At 72.1% G+C, this 17,113-nt stretch carries 17 protein-coding genes; 14 read left to right on the forward strand and 3 right to left on the reverse strand.

What is annotated here, in order from left to right; all coding sequences use genetic code 11:
- From AOK22_RS18500 to AOK22_RS18525, 6 genes are all read left to right on the forward strand, one after another.
- A partial coding sequence (locus AOK22_RS18500) for an alpha/beta hydrolase (protein ID WP_341845584.1) occupies positions 1 to 959 on the forward strand: 959 nt, incomplete at its 5' end.
- An 81-nt stretch (positions 960 to 1,040) separates the two neighbouring features.
- The gene (locus tag AOK22_RS18505) at positions 1,041 to 2,444 is read left to right on the forward strand and encodes a DUF6421 family protein (protein ID WP_055699779.1); all 1,404 of its coding nucleotides are present in this window, start codon (positions 1,041 to 1,043) and stop codon (positions 2,442 to 2,444) included.
- A 26-nt stretch (positions 2,445 to 2,470) separates the two neighbouring features.
- Positions 2,471 to 3,211, forward strand: a complete 741-nt coding sequence (locus AOK22_RS18510; RefSeq protein ID WP_055699780.1) for an SDR family oxidoreductase — start codon at positions 2,471 to 2,473, stop codon at positions 3,209 to 3,211.
- A gap of 20 nt (positions 3,212 to 3,231) precedes the next feature.
- Positions 3,232 to 4,302: a threonine aldolase family protein gene (locus AOK22_RS18515; RefSeq protein ID WP_055699793.1), complete on the forward strand. Its 1,071-nt coding sequence runs from the start codon at positions 3,232 to 3,234 to the stop codon at positions 4,300 to 4,302.
- 72 nt (positions 4,303 to 4,374) lie between these two features.
- Positions 4,375 to 4,968 carry a transglutaminase-like domain-containing protein gene (locus AOK22_RS18520; protein ID WP_055699794.1) on the forward strand — a complete coding sequence of 198 codons (594 nt, stop codon included), beginning with the start codon at positions 4,375 to 4,377 and terminating at the stop codon, positions 4,966 to 4,968.
- A gap of 27 nt (positions 4,969 to 4,995) precedes the next feature.
- Entirely contained in the window at positions 4,996 to 5,682 is a 687-nt protein-coding gene (locus AOK22_RS18525; RefSeq protein WP_055699781.1) for a B3/B4 domain-containing protein, read from the forward strand.
- Positions 5,683 to 5,719: 37 nt separating this feature from the next.
- On the opposite strand, the gene AOK22_RS18530 is transcribed toward AOK22_RS18525, so the two are convergent.
- Positions 5,720 to 6,448, reverse strand: a complete 729-nt coding sequence (locus tag AOK22_RS18530; RefSeq protein ID WP_055699782.1) for a lysophospholipid acyltransferase family protein — start codon at positions 6,446 to 6,448, stop codon at positions 5,720 to 5,722.
- A 223-nt stretch (positions 6,449 to 6,671) separates the two neighbouring features.
- Here AOK22_RS18530 and AOK22_RS18535 point away from each other — a divergent pair, with 223 nt between their 5' ends.
- The 4 genes from AOK22_RS18535 (at position 6,672) to AOK22_RS18550 (ending at position 9,810) form a co-directional block, all read left to right on the forward strand.
- Entirely contained in the window at positions 6,672 to 7,076 is a 405-nt protein-coding gene (locus tag AOK22_RS18535) for a thioredoxin family protein (protein WP_055699783.1), read from the forward strand.
- Between the two features lie 187 nt (positions 7,077 to 7,263).
- Positions 7,264 to 7,773, forward strand: a complete 510-nt coding sequence (locus tag AOK22_RS18540; protein ID WP_055699784.1) for a flavin reductase family protein — start codon at positions 7,264 to 7,266, stop codon at positions 7,771 to 7,773.
- Positions 7,774 to 8,004: 231 nt separating this feature from the next.
- The gene (locus AOK22_RS18545; RefSeq protein ID WP_055699785.1) at positions 8,005 to 8,790 is read left to right on the forward strand and encodes an electron transfer flavoprotein subunit beta/FixA family protein; all 786 of its coding nucleotides are present in this window, start codon (positions 8,005 to 8,007) and stop codon (positions 8,788 to 8,790) included.
- Positions 8,791 to 8,847: 57 nt separating this feature from the next.
- Positions 8,848 to 9,810 carry an electron transfer flavoprotein subunit alpha/FixB family protein gene (locus AOK22_RS18550; protein ID WP_055699786.1) on the forward strand — a complete coding sequence of 321 codons (963 nt, stop codon included), beginning with the start codon at positions 8,848 to 8,850 and terminating at the stop codon, positions 9,808 to 9,810.
- Positions 9,811 to 9,869: 59 nt separating this feature from the next.
- Here AOK22_RS18550 and AOK22_RS18555 read toward each other — a convergent pair whose 3' ends face one another.
- Positions 9,870 to 10,769, reverse strand: a complete 900-nt coding sequence (locus AOK22_RS18555; RefSeq protein ID WP_055699787.1) for an endonuclease/exonuclease/phosphatase family protein — start codon at positions 10,767 to 10,769, stop codon at positions 9,870 to 9,872.
- Positions 10,770 to 11,012: 243 nt separating this feature from the next.
- Between AOK22_RS18555 and AOK22_RS18560 the strand changes: the two genes are divergently transcribed.
- From AOK22_RS18560 to AOK22_RS18570, 3 genes are all read left to right on the forward strand, one after another.
- The gene (locus tag AOK22_RS18560; protein WP_055699788.1) at positions 11,013 to 12,305 is read left to right on the forward strand and encodes a DUF6986 family protein; all 1,293 of its coding nucleotides are present in this window, start codon (positions 11,013 to 11,015) and stop codon (positions 12,303 to 12,305) included.
- Between the two features lie 100 nt (positions 12,306 to 12,405).
- Positions 12,406 to 14,190 carry a serine/threonine-protein kinase gene (locus tag AOK22_RS18565; RefSeq protein ID WP_055699789.1) on the forward strand — a complete coding sequence of 595 codons (1,785 nt, stop codon included), beginning with the start codon at positions 12,406 to 12,408 and terminating at the stop codon, positions 14,188 to 14,190.
- Positions 14,191 to 14,233: 43 nt separating this feature from the next.
- Positions 14,234 to 14,728, forward strand: a complete 495-nt coding sequence (locus AOK22_RS18570; RefSeq protein WP_055699790.1) for a hypothetical protein — start codon at positions 14,234 to 14,236, stop codon at positions 14,726 to 14,728.
- 118 nt (positions 14,729 to 14,846) lie between these two features.
- Here AOK22_RS18570 and AOK22_RS18575 read toward each other — a convergent pair whose 3' ends face one another.
- Positions 14,847 to 15,914 carry a LacI family DNA-binding transcriptional regulator gene (locus AOK22_RS18575; protein ID WP_055699795.1) on the reverse strand — a complete coding sequence of 356 codons (1,068 nt, stop codon included), beginning with the start codon at positions 15,912 to 15,914 and terminating at the stop codon, positions 14,847 to 14,849.
- A 273-nt stretch (positions 15,915 to 16,187) separates the two neighbouring features.
- Here AOK22_RS18575 and AOK22_RS18580 point away from each other — a divergent pair.
- The coding region (locus AOK22_RS18580) for an ROK family protein (RefSeq protein WP_055699791.1) at positions 16,188 to 17,113 on the forward strand (926 nt) is incomplete at its 3' end.

A 17,113-nucleotide genomic window follows, 5' to 3' on the forward strand; every position in this document is an offset into this window, starting at 1 on the left:
CCCTCGTGGAGGCCCTCTCCGCCGCCTTCCCCGACCTCGGCGGCACCGTCACCGACGCCGTCGAGGCCCGGCGGATCCTCGCCGCCGCGCCCGCCGCCCCCAAGGCGCCGCTCGCCGTGGGCACGGTGGTGGACCGCACCGTCCCCGGCCCTGCGGGCGCCCCGGAGGTTCCCGTACGCCTCTACTTCCCGGAACCCGAGACCGAGCGTCCCCGGCCCACCGTCGTCTTCTTCCACGGCGGCGGCTACACCCTCTGCGGCCTCGACTCCCACGACGCCACGGCCCGGCGCCTGGCTGTGGCGGCCGGGGCCGTCGTCGTCTCCGTCGACTACCGCCTCGCCCCAGAGCACCGCTTCCCGGCGGCCGTCGACGACGCGTACGCGGCGCTGTGCTGGGCCGCGGAGCACTGCGCGTCGCTCGGCGGCGCCCCGGGCGCCCTGGTCACCGCGGGGGACAGCAGCGGCGGCGGGCTCGCCACCGCCGTGGCCCTCAGGGCCAGGGACGAGCGGGGCCCGGTCGTCGCGCGCCAGGTCCTCGTCTATCCCGTGCTCGACGCGGCGCAGGACACCCCCTCGTATCGGGAGAACGCGGAGGGTTTCTTCCTGACCGCCGCGCACATGCGCTGGTTCTGGCAGCAGTACCTCGGCCCCGACGGCGACGGCGGACACCCTCTGGCCTCACCGCTGCGCGCGGCCGACCTCGCCGGGCTGCCGCCCGCGCTCCTGGTCACCGCGGGCTGTGATCCGCTGCGCGACGAGGGACTCGCCTACGCGAATCGTCTGCGGACCGCGGGGGTAGACGTCACGCTGTCCCACCACCCACGGATGTTCCACGGTTTCCTCGGCTTCCCGGACCTGCTTCCCGAGGCGGGGGAGGCGGTGGCAGAAGTGGCAGATGCGGTCGCCTCGGCGGGATCGTGCAGGAAAAACAGCGGTGGAGAAGGGGGTCGCACAGGATAATTTCCCGAGACCCCTCTTGTCGCGGAGAACCTCGCATGCATACGGTGTCCATACGCGAGGTTCTCCCGTGGAGGATGAGTTATGACGGAAATTCTTGTGCAGTCGGGTACGGAGGGTGCGGTTCCTTCCGCTGAGGGGCGGGTGGTGGACCACCCGGCGTGGCCGGTGCTCAAGGACGCCGTCGAAGAGATCCGGCCCTGGCAGTCGGCGGACGGTTCCATCGACTTCGAGGCGGAAGGCGCCCCGGCGAAGGCCGTCGCCGAGCTCGCGGTGGACCGTGTGATCTCCGCGGTCGACCAGCTCGCCCCGCTCCTGCCGCACGACGCGGCGTACCACCAGGCGCTCGTGGCGGACCTGCGCCGCTGGGCCGAGGACGGCTTCCAGGTACCGGACTTCCTGGACTCGCTGCTCGCCTTCCAGCCCGCCGCGCACCGCGAGGACGGCCTGCAGCACCTGGTCGTCTTCCCCATGTACACGCAGAACGGCAACCCGGACCGCAATCTGGAAGCGGTCGTGCTGCGCATGGTCTGGCCCGACTGGCTGGCCGAGCTGGAGCGCACGCGCTACGACAACCCGCTGTTCTGCGGCATCACCTTCGAGGACTTCACCGCCGGGTACGACACGAACTCGGCCGTGCTCTTCCCCGAGACGATCGCGGTGCGCGAGGCACCCGAGCGCTTCTCCTGGGGCGGCATCTTCTGCGACCGCGAGGCGGCCCGCTTCCGCCGCGTCACCGAGGCCGCCGTGGACCTCCTCGGGCTCGAACTGCCCGACGACATCCGCGCGATGGTCGGCGACCAGGACCGCTGCCAGCAGGCGTTCGTCCTGTGGGACATGGTCCACGACCGCACCCACAGCCACGGCGACCTGCCGTTCGACCCCTTCATGATCAAGCAGCGCCAGCCGTTCTGGATGTACGGCCTCGAAGAGCTGCGCTGCGACCTCACCGCCTTCAAGGAGGCCGTGAAGCTGGAGGCCGAGGGCGTCCCGCAGGCGCGCGACGTGCAGTACGCCGTCCTCTTCGACCGCATGTTCCGCTTCCCGGTCACCGGCGACCGCGTCAAGAACTACGACGGGCTCGGCGGCCAGCTCCTCTTCGCCTACCTGCACAAGCACGACGTGGTCCGCTGGACCGACAACAAGCTCACCATCGACTGGGAGCGCGCCCCGCGGGTCACCAACCAGCTGTGCGGCGAGATCGAGGAGCTCTACCGCGCCGGCATCGACCGCCCGAAGCTGGTCCACTGGTTCGCCGCGTACGACCTGGTCTCCGGCTATCTCGCCCCGCACCCGGGGTCGCGCTGGGCCAAGGGTCCGGACGCCCTGGACACCTCGCTTCCGCCGCGCAAGCTGGTCGACGAGGTGCTTCCCGACGAGTTTCCGCTCAGCATGTTCTATGAGGCGCTCTCCAAGAAGCTGAAGCACGTGATCGCCTCCACCAAGGGGATCACCGCTGCCGCGAGCGCCGAGCAGGTCGCCGCGTGAGCGGCCGCCAGGAGGAGGCGAGGACCATGTCCGCACTGGATGGAGCCGTCATCGCGGTGGCCGGGGCCGCCGGACCCGCGGGCCGCGCCACACTGCTGAGGCTCGCCGAGGCGGGCGCCACGGTCGTGGCGTCGGACGCCGACGCGGCGCGCCTCGCCGAGGCCGTCGACGCCGCGCGGTACGCGCACGGCGGGGCCACGGTCACGGGCGACACGGTCGACCTGCTCGACCTGGACGCGACCCGCGAGTGGGCCTCGCGCACGGAGAAGGAGTTCGGCCGGATCGACGGCCTGGTCCACCTCGTCGGCGGCTGGCGCGGCAGCTCCAGCTTCGCCGAGACGGACCTCGCCGACTGGGACCTGCTCGAAAAGCTCCTGATCCGCACCGTGCAGCACACCTCCCTCGCCTTCGAGGACGGTCTGCGCCGCAGCGGCAACGGCCGCTATCTGCTGATCAGCGCCGCGGGCGCGTCCAAGCCGACCGCGGGCAACGCGGCGTACTCCGCCTCCAAGGCGGCGGCCGAGGCCTGGACGCTCGCCCTGGCCGACGCCTTCCGCAAGGCGGGGGGCGACGACGGCCCGAGCGCGGCGGCTGCCATCCTGGTGGTGAAGGCGCTGGTGCACGACGCGATGCGCGCGGAGCGGCCCAACGCGAAGTTCGCGGGCTTCACCGACGTCAAGGAGCTGGCCGAGGCCATCGCGGGCGTCTGGGAGCAGCCCGCCGGGGAAGTGAACGGAAACCGCCTGTGGCTGACCGAGAAGCCGTGACCGCCCGCGACAAAGAAGCGGTGAATCCGCCGAAGACCGACGCCCGGCGCCACCACGACCCGGAAGTGCGCGGCTTCGCGAGCGACAACTACGCGGGCGCGCACCCGGAGGTGATGGCCGCCCTGGCGCTCGCCAACGGCGGCCATCAGATCGCGTACGGCGAGGACGACTACACCGCGAATCTCCAGCAGGTGATCCGCAGTCACTTCGGCCCCACCGCCGAGGCGTTCCCGGTGTTCAACGGCACGGGTGCCAACGTCGTCGCGCTCCAGGCGCTCGCCGACCGCTGGGGCGCGGTGATCTGCGCCGAGTCCGCGCACATCAACGTGGACGAGGGCGGCGCCCCCGAGCGCATGGCAGGCCTCAAGCTGCTCACGGTGCCCACGCCCGACGGCAAGCTCACGCCCGAGCTGATCGACAAGCAGGCCTTCGGCTGGGACGACGAGCACCGTGCGATGCCGCAGGTCGTCTCGATCGCGCAGAACACCGAACTGGGCACGCTGTACACGCCCGAAGAGATCCGCGCGATCTGCGACCACGCCCACCAGCTCGGCATGAAGGTGCACCTCGACGGCTCGCGCATAGCCAACGCCGCCGCGGCGCTGAACGTCCCCATGCGGACGTTCACGAACGCGGTCGGCGTCGACATCCTGTCGCTGGGCGGCACGAAGAACGGCGCGCTGTTCGGCGAGGCCGTCGTGGTCATCAACCAGGACGCCGTGCGCCACATGAAGCACCTGCGCAAGATGTCCATGCAGCTCGCCTCCAAGATGCGTTTCGTGTCCGTGCAACTGGAGGCCCTGCTCACCCGGGACCTGTGGCTGCGCAACGCCCGCCACGCCAACGAGATGGCCCAGCGCCTCGCGGAGGGCGTGCGCTCCGTGCCCGGCGTGGAGATCCTCTACCCCGTCCAGGCCAACGCCGTCTTCGCGCGCCTGCCGCACGACGTGAGCGAGCGCCTGCAGAAGCGGTACCGCTTCTACTTCTGGGACGAGGCGGCCGGCGACGTCCGCTGGATGTGCGCGTTCGACACCCGCGAGGACGACGTCGACGGGTTCCTGACGGCGCTCAAGGAAGAGATAGCGCGCTAGGGCTCTGCATAGATATACGACTGACCGTAAAGTCATTGACTCGCGGTCGGTCGTATTCCTATGCTCCCGGCCATGCAGCTGATCCAGCAGAGCCCTGACCTGTCCGCCTACTTGGTCGCCGACGAGGTCATCGACCATCACCATCCGCTCGTGCGCGAGACCGCGGCGCGCCTCGCGGACAACGCTACCGATTCATACGTATACGCGCAGTCCGCCTATGAATTCGTGCGCGACGCCATTCCGCACTCCGCCGACAGCGGCGACCCGCGCGTCACCTGGCGGGCCTCCGACGTCCTGGCGAAGGGCACCGGCATCTGTCACGCGAAGGCCCACGCGCTGACCGCGCTGCTGCGGGCCGAGGACATCCCGACCGCGCTCTGCTATCAGCGGCTGACCCATGACGCCGGGACCGGGCACTGTCTGCACGGGCTCGTCGCCGTGCGCTTCCAGGGGGCCTGGCACCGGCAGGACTGCCGCGGCAACAAGCCGGGCGTCGACGCCCAGTTCTCGCTGAGCGGGGAGCGGCTGGCCTGGGTGCCCGATCCCGAGTCCAATGAGGTGGACTATCCAGTACTCTTCGCTGTACCGCATGCGGCGGTCCTGCGCACCCTGAAGGAGGCCCCGGACCGGCCGTACCTGTGGGAGAACCTTCCCGACACGCTCTGAGAAGCCCCGACGCAGCAAGGCAGACCGATGACCCTCACGCTCACCGTGTCCGACGACGTGCGCGCCCTCGCGCCCGGCTTCACCCATGTCGCCGTCGAGGCGCACGGACTCGTCAACGGCCCCAGCACCGACGCCACCTCCGAGCTGCTCGACGACGCGGCGCGCCGGCTGGCCGTGCGGCTCGACGGCCGCGCCCCGCACGAGGACCCGCACATGGCCGCCTGGCGCGCCGTCTACACGGCGTTCGGCTCGAAGCCCTCGCGCACCCGCAACTCCGCCGAGGCGCTCGCCAAGCGGGCCCTCGCCGACGGCGGCCTGCCGCGGATCAACACCCTCGTCGACGTCTACAACGCGATCAGCGTGGCCCATCTGATCCCGGTCGGCGGCGAGGACCTGGACCTGATCAAGGGCGGTATGCGGCTGGTCCGGGCGGCGGGCGACGAGGACTTCGTCACCGCGGCGGCGGGGGAGCGGGTCGTCGAGCACCCCGACGCGGGCGAGGTCGTCTGGTGCGACGACGAGGGCGTCACCTGCCGTCGCTGGAACTGGCGCCAGGGCCCGCGCACCCGCCTCACCGAGGAATCGGTGAACGCGATCTTCCTGCTGGAGGGCATGGGCCCGGACGCGGGCCTGGAGGCGGCGGGCGCCGAACTCGCCGAGCTCCTGGAGAAGGTCAGCCCCGGCGCGCGGATCACCGTCCGCGCGCCGGAGTAGTCACGCCGTCGTCCGGGGCGTGCGCCCCGGCGGTCGCTCAGCCCGCCTCGGCGGCCTTGACCTCGGCGGGGGTCGGCGCCGTGCCGCCGAGGTGCGCGGGCATCCACCAGGTGTCGTCCGGACCCTTGGGACGTACCGGATAGGCGCGCTGCGCGGCCTCCAGGAGCTCCTGGCAGCGCTCGCGCAGCCGCCGGGTGATCGCGCCCGCGAACTGGTCCTGGGGCGCCTCCACCGGCTCGCCGACACGGATCGTGACCGGCAGGTGGCTGCGCTTGAAGTTGCGCGGGTGCCCCTTGGTCCACAGCCGCTGGGTGCCCCACAGGGCGACCGGAACCAGCGGAACGCCGGCCTCCTGGGCCAGGCGCGCGGCGCCCGACTTGAACGACTTCAGCGTGAAGGACTGCGAGATCGTCGCCTCGGGGAAGACGCCGACGACCTCGCCGGAGCGCAGCGAGTCCAGGGCGTGCGCGTAGGCCGCCTCGCCCTGCTTGCGGTCGACGGGGATGTGCTTCATCCCGCGCATGAGCGGCCCCGAGATCTTGTGGCGGAACACCGACTCCTTCGCCATGAAGCGCACCAGGCGCTTCTGCGGCAGGGCGGCGAGGCCGTCGAAGATGAAGTCGAGGTAGCTGATGTGGTTGCTGACCAGGACCGCGCCACCGGTGCGGGGGATGTTCTCCGACCCCTTGCAGTCGATCTTCAGGTCCCATGCCTTGAACAGGGTTTTCGCGGCACCGATGACCGGACGGTAGACAAGCTCTGCCATGGGTGGGGAGGGCCCTTCGTTTCTGCCTGGGGAGGGGGCTCCCGGCGGGAAAGTTACGCAGCCGTAGGTTTTCGGCGTTGCGCAGATCGTGCCCCATGAACGGACGGCTGGCCACCCTTGGTGCCGCCGATACGGGAGATTCTCGTCACGTCGGAATCTTTACGGGCACATGAGCGCTGTACTGGGGAGCGATCGGAAGACGGCGTCGGGGCGGGAGGCACAGGTGCGAGGACGCGACACCGGAGGACAGGACACCGGGGGACGCGACACCGGACGGCGGCTCGGCCCGGCCGACCTCGGCGCGCCCCTGGGGGAGCGGGCCACGCTCGTGCAGTTCTCCAGCGCCTTCTGCCAGCCCTGCCGCGCCACCCGAAGAGTTCTCGCCGACGTGGCCGCGATGGTGCCCGGCGTGTCCCACGTGGAGATCGACGCCGAGGAGCGCCTGGCTCTCGTCCGTGAACTGCGCGTCCTGAAGACACCCACCGTGCTCGTCCTGGACGCCGCGGGACGCGAGGTGCGCCGGGCCGCCGGACAGCCCCGCAAGGCCGATGTGATCGCCGCGCTGGGGCAGGCCGTGGAGCCGGTCGCCGCGCAGGTCACGGCGGACGGCACGGGGGTGCGGCAGTGACGCATCTTTCATCTGGCGGAATCGGCTTGACTGCACATGCCATCTGTCGCGAGCCTGCTCCCATGCCTCGGGATCTTCTTCTGTACGAGCGCGTCCATGTGGACCTCGCACGCCACGCGAGCGCGCGCTGTCCGCACTGCTGAGCACCGACGACCTCGCTCGCAACCTCCGGCAGAAGGACAACTCCATGACGGCATCGCCCGCCCTCGGCACGCCCCGGCTCACCACCCCCGACCTCCTGCGCTCGGTCTTCCGCCGCCATGCCGCGGGGGTCGCCGTGATCACCGCCGCCCAGGGCCCACGCCCCGTCGGCTTCACCGCCACCTCGCTCACCTCGGTCTCCGCGGAACCCCCGATGATCTCGTTCGGCATCGGCACGGGCGCCTCCAGCTGGCCCGCGATCTCCGAGGCGGACCACGTCGGCGTCCACATACTCGGCGAGCACCAGCAGGATCTCGCCGCCACGTTCGCGCGCAGCGGCGCCGACCGCTTCGGCGCGCCCACCCGCTGGCGCGAGGGCCCCGAGGGGGTGCCCGTGCTCGACGGCGCGCTGGCCTGGCTGGTCTGCCGGATCGTGGCGCGCGTGCCCGCGGGCGACCACCGTCTGGTGCTCGCGGAGGTCGTCGAGGGCGACCCGGCGGGCGAGGGGCGCCCGCTCCTGTACCACCAGGGGCGCTTCAACGCCCTGCGCGACTGAAGGTTCCCGGCGGGCCCCGCTCCGGTCGATTACGGAGCGTTGGGAAGGTCACAGTTCAAAGCGCTTGCTCAGGGGGAATGAACTGGGTGTACTCATGAGTAATATTTCGGTCGGAGCGCGGGCCGCCCCGACCGGGATCCGCCGCTTCAGGCGCCTATGCTGCCTGCAAGAAGGCAGTGGCCATGAGCCAAGGCAGCAGCCCAGTAAAGACGATGCAGTAGGAGAGCCGGCGTGAGCTTGAGGATCGTTGTCTGTGTGAAGTACGTGCCCGACGCCACCGGCGACCGGCACTTCGCCGATGACCTGACCGTCGACCGCGACGACGTCGACGGCCTGCTGTCGGAGCTCGACGAGTACGCGGTCGAGCAGGCGCTGCAGATCGCCGACGAGGCGGACGACGCGGAGATCACCGTGCTGACCGTCGGCCCCGAGGACGCCAAGGACGCGCTGCGCAAGGCGCTCTCCATGGGCGCCGACAAGGCCGTCCACGTCGAGGACGACGACCTGCACGGCACCGACGTGATGGGCACCTCGCTGGTGCTCGCCAAGGCCATCGAGAAGACCGGCTACGACCTGGTCATCGCCGGTATGGCCTCCACCGACGGCACCATGGGCGTGCTGCCGGCGATCCTCGCGGAGCGCCTCGGCGTCCCGCAGGTCACGCTGCTCTCCGAGGTCTCCGTCGAGGACGGCGTCGTCAAGGGCCGCCGCGACGGCGACACCGCCAGCGAGCAGCTGGAGGCCTCCCTGCCGGCCGTCGTCTCCGTGACGGACCAGTCGGGCGAGGCCCGTTACCCGTCCTTCAAGGGCATCATGGCCGCCAAGAAGAAGCCGGTGGAGTCGCTCGACCTGGACGACCTGGACATCGACGCCGAAGAGGTCGGCCTCGAGGGTGCCTGGACCAAGGTCGACTCCGCCGCCGAGCGTCCGGCCCGCACGGCCGGCACGATCGTCAAGGACGAGGGCGAGGGCGGCAAGCAGCTCGCCGAGTTCCTCGCGGGCCAGAAGTTCATCTGAGCTTCAGTCACCCCTCAACCGCCCAACTTCTTCGTACTTGCAGGAGATTGAAGTCCCATGGCTGAAGTTCTCGTCTACGTCGACCACGTGGACGGCGCCGTCCGCAAGCCCACCCTGGAGCTGCTGACGCTGGCCCGCCGCATCGGCGAGCCCGTCGCCGTCGCCCTCGGTGCCGGCGCCGAGGCCACCGCCGCCACGCTCGCCGAGCACGGCGCGGTCAAGGTCCTCACCGCGGACGCCCCCGAGTTCGCCGACTACCTCGTCGTGCCGAAGGTGGACGGCCTCCAGGCCGCGTACGAGGCCGTATCCCCGGCCGCCGTGCTCGTCCCGTCCTCCGCCGAGGGCAAGGAGATCGCGGCCCGCCTCGCGGTCCGCATCAAGTCCGGCATCATCACGGACGCCGTCGACCTCGAGGCCGGCGACGAGGGTCCGGTGGCCACGCAGTCCGCGTTCGCCGCCTCCTTCACCACCAAGTCCCGCGTCTCCAGCGGCACCCCGGTCATCACGGTCAAGCCGAACTCGGCCGCCGTGGAGGCCGCCCCGGCCGCCGGCGCCGTCGAGGCGCTCGCCGTCTCCTTCTCGGAGAAGGCCACCGGCACCAAGGTCGTCTCCCGCACCCCGCGCGAGTCGACGGGCCGCCCGGAGCTGACCGAGGCCGCGATCGTGGTCTCCGGCGGCCGCGGCGTCAACGGCGCCGAGAACTTCTCGATCATCGAGAACCTCGCCGACTCGCTCGGTGCCGCCGTCGGCGCCTCGCGCGCCGCGGTCGACGCCGGCTGGTACCCGCACTCCAACCAGGTGGGCCAGACCGGCAAGTCGGTCTCACCGCAGCTGTACATCGCGTCCGGCATCTCCGGTGCGATCCAGCACCGCGCCGGCATGCAGACCTCGAAGACCATCGTGGCCATCAACAAGGACGCCGAGGCCCCGATCTTCGACCTGGTCGACTACGGCGTGGTCGGCGACCTCTTCGAGGTCGTCCCGCAGCTCACCGAAGAGGTCAAGTCCCGCAAGGGCTGACCCCGTCGATCGCCGAGGCCCCCGTTCCCGCACGCCGCGGGGCCGGGGGCCTTCGCGCGTCACGGCGTCAGGCTCGCCTGCACCGGCAGATGGTCGCTCGGGAACTGGCCGTCCAGGGAGAACGAGTTGATCGACGCCTCGTGGACCCGTGTCCCGCGGCTCGCCAGGATCCAGTCGATGCGGTCGCCGTCCGGCGTGAGCGGCTTGTAGCCGTGGAAGGTGCCGTACGCCTTGCCGCGCCGGTCCGCCGCGTCCCAGGTGTCGATGAGCCCGGCGCCCAGGAGCGTCTCGTACACCGGGTTCTTGTGCGCGGCCACGTTGAAGTCGCCCGTCACGATCACCGGCAGGGAGGCGTCGAGGCGGCCGATCCGCTCGACGATCAGACGCGCGGCACGCGCGCGTGCGTTCTGTGAGGCGTTGTCGAGGTGGGTGTTGAGGACGTACAGCTCGCGGTCGGTGCGCAGGTCGTGGAAGCGGACCCAGGTGACCATGCGGATCGAGCCGCCGCCCCAGGTGTTCGACCCGATGACGTCGGGGGTGTCCGAGAGCCAGAAGTGGTCGTACTCGACCGGGGCCAGCCTGCGGGTGTCGTAGTAGACGGTCATGAACTCGTCGCGGCTGCCGCCGGCGCGTCCCGTGCCGAGCCAGTCGTAGTGCGGGCCGAGGTCGGCCGCGATGTCCCGCACCTGCTGGTAGAGGCCCTCCTGGGTGCCGATGACGTGCGGCCTGGCGCGGCGCAGCAGCTCCCGGGTCACCGGACGGCGCTCGGGCCAGCTGTTCGGCGGGGTGGCGCTCGCGTAGCGGAGGTTGAACGACATGACCTCGAGGCGGCGGCCCGGCCGCTCCACGGCGTGCGCCGGAGAGGCGGACAGGGCCGTGCTGAACAGGGGCAGGGCGGCGGCGGCCGCGAACACGGTCCGCAGTCCGGAACGGCGTGTGACACGGGAGTCGGTCGGCACACGGTCTCCTTCTGTTCGGGGCGCGCGGCCAGGATGGGGTGCGCGCGCACGCGTGCGGAAGCAGGATCTGAGACAGCGGGAGAAGAATCCGGGACACGCGTGAACTCCCGTGGTCGGGGACGGGTCCAGGACACGAGAGGGTGTTGACCAGCGCGAAGGTCGCGGATAACTTCGCTATACGGATTGTTGATTCCGTGAAGCGGAAATGCCGGGCGCGGCACCGAGCGTGTGGAGGATGCAGGAATGGGTCAGCAAGAGAAGGTGGCAACGAGCCTCGCCGGCACGGTCAGCGAGGGCATCAGCGCTTCCCTCGCCCCGGTGGACGCGGAGCTGGAGCGCCGCTACCCCGGAGACCCAGGCACCCGCCAGCCCGTCCACACGGTGTACGTCCCCGGTGAGCAGTTCGATGCCGACTCGATCCGCACCTGGGGCGACAAGGCGCTCGCCATGCTCGACGAGCACGCCCCGGACGCCGCGTCCTTCGCGGCCGTCCTCGGCCTCGGGGACGACCTCGCCGACGCCGTCTACACGCGCGTGCGGGCCAAGCTGGAGCGCGAGCCCGTCGAGGACCTGCGCATCGACTTCGAGGACGGCTACAAGGGCGCCGACGAGGACCAGGACGCCGCCCGCGCGGCCCGCCTGGTCGCCGAGGCGTACCAGAACGGCACCGCCGCCCCGTACATGGGCATCCGCATGAAGTGCATGGAGGAGGCGGTACGCGACCGCGGCATCCGCACCCTCGACGTCTTCCTCTCCGGCCTCATGGAGGCGGGCGGCCTCCCCGACGGCCTCGTCCTGACGCTGCCCAAGGTGACCTACCCCGAGCAGGTCACCGCGATGGTGCGCCTCCTGGAGGAGTTCGAGAAGGCGCGCGGCCTGGAGCCCGGCCGGATCGGCTTCGAGATCCAGATCGAGACCAGCCAGTCCATCCTCGCCACCGACGGCACCGCCGCCGTCGCCCGGATGATCCAGGCCGCCGAGGGCCGCGCCACCGGCCTGCACTACGGCACCTTCGACTACAGCGCCTGCCTCGGCGTGAGCGCCGCCTACCAGGCCAGCGACCACCCGGCGGCCGACCACGCCAAGGCCGTCATGCAGGTCGCCGCCGCGGGCACCGGCGTCCGCGTCTCCGACGGCTCCACCAACGTCCTGCCCGTCGGCTCCACCGCGAAGGTCCACGACGCCTGGCGGCTGCACTACGGCCTCACCCGCCGCGCCCTGGCCCGCGCCTACTACCAGGGCTGGGACATGCACCCCGGCCACATCCCCACCCGCTACGCCGCCGTGTTCGCGTTCTACCGCGAGGGCTTCGAGGCGGCCGCCGCGCGTCTGGCCGCCTACGCCGGTCACCACGAGGGCGGCGACGTCGCCGACGAGCCCGCCACCGCCAAGGCGCTCGCCGGCTACCTGCTGCGCGGCCTGGACTGCGGCGCCCTCGACGCCGGCGAGGTGACCCGCCTCACCGGCCTGACCCTGGCGCGGCTCCAGGGCTTCGCCGGACCGCGCCGCGGCGACCTCACGGTGTCGGGCAAGTAGCACCGGTACCGTCCCGGGCGTGTAACACCTGACGACCGGTGTCACTGCTGCCCCGTAGTCTGTACGCCACGGATCGTGGTGTCGCAGGAACGGGGCAGCGGTGTCTTCGGGGGATCAGGAACAGACGGGCGGGGCCGGCCGGCTCCTCGCCGGGCGCTATCGCGTCGTGGCCCAGCTCGGGCGCGGCGGCATGGGCGTCGTGTGGCGCGCCGTCGACGAGGTGCTGCACCGCGAGGTCGCGGTCAAGGAACTGCGGACGTACACGGACGCGGCCGGGCCCGAACTGGCCGACCTGCGCCTGCGCATGCAGCGCGAGGCCCGCGCGGCCGCCCGCGTGCGCCACCCCGGAGTCGTCGCCGTGCACGACGTGGCGGAGGTCGACGGACGGCCCCTCATCGTCATGGAGCTCGTCGACGGCCCCTCCCTGGACGACGTGCTGCGCGACCGAGGCACGCTCGACCCCCGCGAGGCCGCGGCCATCGGCGCCAAGGTCATGGAGGCCCTGGCCGCCGCGCACCGCGTGGGCGTCCTGCACCGCGACGTGAAGCCCGGGAACATCCTCCTGGAGACCGGCGGCCGCGTCGTCCTCACCGACTTCGGCATCGCCACGATGGACGACCCCGGCGACGGCTCGTCCACCCACCTCACCCGCAGCGGCGAACTGGTCGGCTCCCTCGACTACTTGGCGCCCGAGCGCGCCCAGGGCCACGACCCGGGCCCCGCCTCCGACGTCTGGGCGCTCGGCGCCACGCTGTACGCCGCGGTCGAGGGCTCCTCGCCCTTCCGGCGCACGTCGACGTGGTCCACGCTCACCGCGATCGTCGTCGACCCGCTGCCCGAGCCACGCCGCTCGGGCCCGCTGACCCCCGTACTCCAGCAGCTCATGCACAAGGAGCCGCACGCGCGGCCCGACGCCGACGCTGCGCGGCGGCTGCTCGCCGAGGTGGGGGCCGCCGGGAACCCGGGCTCCCTGGGCGCGACCGCGCCGACCGGCACCGTCTCGGGGCCGCACCCCGGCACGGAGCGCAGCATCCCGAGCGGGCCGCCGCCGGGGTTCGGGCCGCCGTCCGCGATGCCGCCCGCCGCCATGGCGCAGGCACCGGCCCCCGCCCCCGGGCAGGGGCCGGCGGCCGGCCCCTTCGCGGCTCAGCAGGGCCCCACTGCCCTCGGCCGCGCCGAGACCCGCTCCACGCAACGCCCGCGCCGGGGCCGGGCGCCGCTCGCCGCCGCTGCCGTGGCCGTCGTCCTCGCGGCGACCGGCGTCACGGTCGCCGTCCTCAACGGCAAGGACGACACCACCCAGCAGGCCCGCGAGGAAACGAATCCGGGACGCGCGGGCACCCATGACGACGACGGCAGCAGCGGTCCCCTCGGGGGCGAGTCGAAGCGCCCGAAGCCGAAGGAGCAGGGCGACGCGAAGGACCGCAAGCCGGACGCGAAGCCGTCCGGGGACGCGAAGGACGCCGACAAGGACGACGCGGACGCCACGGACCGCGACAAGGAGAAGGACAAGGGCGGCGACAAGTCCTCCTCGCGCCCCGACCCCACCACCAAGCCCACCGAGGGCGGCTCCGCGGGCTCGGGCGGCGGCTCCGCGCCGGACCCCGCCTGCCACCCGGCGGGCGGCGGCAAGTACGACTGCGACGTCTGGCGCACCGCGAAGTCGTACACGGCGGGCGGCGCCGAGGCCGGCACGCTGAACGCGGGCACGAACTACTTCTACTGCCAGCAGAACCTGGGTCGCCGTGAGACGTACGGCCAGTGGACGAACGTCTGGTGGGCGAAGACGGACGACGACAGCGGCAACACGAACGTCTTCGTCAGCGACGTCTACCTCAAGGGCGGCGACAACGACAAGCCGCTGCCCGGCCTGCCGACCTGCTGACTCCGGCGACGGCCACGGAGAGGATCAGAGGAGTGACGTGCCCATGAGCGACCCCCAACGCGCCGACGAGACCGACGAGGTGTACGCCCGCGTGCAGTCGGCCGTCGCGGCGCGGACGGGCACGGAGTATCGGCTGCGGCGGACGGAACGGGGCTTCGACCTGGTGGCCGACGTCCCGCAGACGAGCCGGTACACCACCCAAGTGCACACCTACCGGGTCGTGTTGAGCCCGCGGGAGAAGACGTTCGTCATGACGGACATCGTCGTCACCGAGCAGCACGGCCCGGGCCCGGCGCGCGGACGCACGGTGACGACGGGCCGGAGCCGGTACCGGACCTGGAGCCGCTCCCTCGACGGCTCCGAGAGCCACCGCTTCGCGGCAGTCGACGGCCACCGCCTGATCCGCGGCGTCACCGCTCCACTCGGCTGGGAGGAGATCAAGCCCACCGGCCAGCAGGCCGCCCGCGTCTTCGGGATCATCGGCGGCGCCGTGGCCCTCGGCACGCTGATCGCCCTCGCCGTCGTCTTCTGGACCTGAGCGGGACGGCATCAGTCCGGTGGGCGGCCCGTTCGTTCCCGAAGACGGTCGCGCGGCGGTGCCGGTGCGGGAGGCCGGTCCCGTCCGGTCCCGCACGGGATGCCGCGGCCCGCCGGACTCAGTCCAGCGGCGCCCGTTCGCCCGACCCCCGCTGGATGAGCCGCGTCGGCAACTCGACCCGCTCCGGGGCCTCCGTAGCGCCGTCGAGCTGCCGGAAGAGCCGCTCGGCCGCCACCCGGCCCAACTGCGCCGCGTCCTGCGCGACGACGGTCACGCCCGGGTCGAGCAGATCGGCCAGCTCGAAGTCGTCGAAGCCGACCAGGGCCACGGGCCGGTCGAGCGCGGCGAGCACACGGACCACGGTCACCGTCACACGGTTGTTGCCCGCGAAGATCGCCGTGACCGGCTCGGGCCCCGCGAGCATCGACTCGGCCGCCGCCCTGACCCGCGCGGGATCCGTGACGCCCAGCGACATCCACGCCTCGTCGACCGGGATGCCCGCGTCCTCCATGGCGGCCCGGTAGCCCCGCAGACGCTCTATGGCGGTGTGGATGCGCGGCTGGTCACCGATGAAGCCGATACGGCGGTGGCCGTGCGCGATGAGGTGCGCCACGCCGTCCCGCGCGCCCCCGAAGCTGTCGGACAGCACCACGTCCGCGTCGATCTTCCCGGCGGGCCGGTCGACGAAGACGGTGGCGACACCGGCGGCGATCTCGGGCTCCAGATAGCGGTGGTCGTCACCGGCGGGGATCACCACGAGCCCGTCGACGCGCCGCGCGCACAGCGCGAGCACCAACTCCTGCTCCCGGTCCGGGTCCTCGGCGCTCGAACCGTTGATGAGGAGCGCGCCGTGCGCCCGTGCGACCTCCTCGACGGCACGGCTCAGCGGGCCGTAGAAGGGGTCGGCGAGGTCCTCCAGGACGAGGCCGATGCTGGCGGTGCGGCCCTTGCGGAGCACGCGCGCGCTGTCGTTGCGGCGGAAGCCCAGGGCCTCGATGGCCTCCTGGACGCGGCGCTCGGTGTCGGGGGTGACGCCCGGCTCGCCGTTCACGACGCGCGACACCGTCTTGAGGCCGACTCCCGCGCGCGCGGCGACGTCCTTCATGGTCGGACGGTTGCCATAGCGGTTCTCGGGTCGGCGGGCGGCGGTCTCGGCCACGGTGCGCTGTCCTGTCCTGTCGTCCATGCGGTCGCTCAGGGGGCGTCCGGGACGCGTCCCGCCGACGTCCACGGCGCGTACGCGGTACGTCCGAGGTGGTTCCACGGCGCGTACGCGGTACGTCCGAGGCATCTCCACGGTTCGTACGACGTACTTCCGCAGGGTGTCCACGGTTCGGTCCCAGGGGCCCGGCATGAGCATGTGGCGTCGAGCATAGGGCCTGGACAACGTTGTCAGAAGCAAGAGAGACTGTCCCTCGCACTTCTCCGGCCTGCCGATACACCAGGAGACCCGACACAGATGCACATGGACCTCGTCGCCGCACTCGACATCGGCGGCACCAAGATCGCCGGAGCCCTGGTGGACGGCCGCGGCCGGATCCTCCTGCGCGCCCAGCGGCCGACGCCCGCGCGCGAGGACGGCGAGACCGTGATGCGGGCGGTCGAAGAGGTCCTGCGGGAGCTGACGTCCAGTGACCTGTGGGCCGGGACGAGCGCCGTGGGCATCGGCAGCGCGGGCCCCGTGGACGCCTCGGCCGGCACGGTCAGTCCCGTCAACGTGCCCGGCTGGCGCGGATTTCCGCTGGTGGCCCGGGTCCGCGAGCTGACCGGCGGACTCCCCGTCGAACTGGTCGGCGACGGCGTGGCGATGACGGCGGCCGAGCACTGGCAGGGCGCGGCCCGCGGCCATGACAACGCGCTGTGCATGGTCGTGTCGACGGGCGTCGGCGGCGGCCTCGTCCTCAACGGCACGCTGCACCCGGGCCCCACCGGGAACGCCGGCCACATCGGTCACATCAGTGTGGACCTCGACGGCGAGTCCTGCCCGTGCGGTGCGCGCGGCTGCGTCGAGCGGATAGCCAGCGGTCCGAACATCGCGCGCCGCGCCCTGGAGAGCGGCTGGCTCCCGGGGCCCGACGGCGACACGTCGGCGGCCGCGGTGGCGACCGCCGCCCGCGCCGGCGACCCGGTCGCACGCGCGTCCTTCGAGCGGGCGGCCCAGGCGCTGGCCGCCGGAATCGCCGCCACGGCCACGCTCGTCGAGATCGACATCGCGGTGATCGGCGGGGGAGTGGCGAAGTCCGGCGACGTGCTCTTCGCTCCCTTGCGCCGCGCCCTTCGGGAGTACGCGACGCTGTCCTTCGTGCGCCGACTCACCGTGGCGCCCGCGCTGATGGGCACGGACGCCGGGCTCGTGGGCGCGGCGGCGGCAGCGCTGGGGAGCGG

This window comes from Streptomyces silaceus, assembly GCF_001419745.1.
Lineage (GTDB): Bacteria > Actinomycetota > Actinomycetes > Streptomycetales > Streptomycetaceae > Streptomyces > Streptomyces silaceus.